This window comes from Pseudoalteromonas sp. S2721 (genome assembly GCF_005887425.1).
Classification (GTDB): domain Bacteria; phylum Pseudomonadota; class Gammaproteobacteria; order Enterobacterales; family Alteromonadaceae; genus Pseudoalteromonas; species Pseudoalteromonas simplex.
The window spans coordinates 1-451 of record NZ_PNCZ01000022.1 but is presented as its reverse complement, the minus strand read 5'-3'; the positions used below and the strand labels follow the sequence as shown (position 1 = coordinate 451).

Sequence of the window (451 nt, the reverse complement as noted above, 5' to 3'; positions counted from 1 at the left end):
GAACGTTCTTTAACAATATAAAGCAATCATCTGTGTGGGCACTCGTACAGATTGAGTTCTAACAGCGAAGCTTAGTTTACTAAGTGGAGCAAACAAATTTAGAGTCTCAAATGTAACTGAGTGACTATATAGTCAATTCGTTTTGATTTTACTTTTTTAAAAAGTAGAAGCAAACAATCAGAATTCATTGAGCATGGTTTGAAGTTTACTTCAAACAAAAAACTTTTAATTGAAGAGTTTGATCATGGCTCAGATTGAACGCTGGCGGCAGGCCTAACACATGCAAGTCGAGCGGTAACAGAGAGTAGCTTGCTACTCTGCTGACGAGCGGCGGACGGGTGAGTAATGCTTGGGAATATGCCTTATGGTGGGGGACAACAGTTGGAAACGACTGCTAATACCGCATGATGTCTACGGACCAAGGTGGGGGACCTTCGGGCCTCTCGCCCTA

At 42.8% G+C, this 451-nt stretch carries 1 rRNA gene; it reads left to right on the top strand.

The window, feature by feature from the left end:
• Nucleotides 1–226: 226 nt before the first annotated feature.
• A 16S ribosomal RNA gene (locus CWC02_RS09720) occupies nt 227–451 on the top strand; the annotation flags it as partial.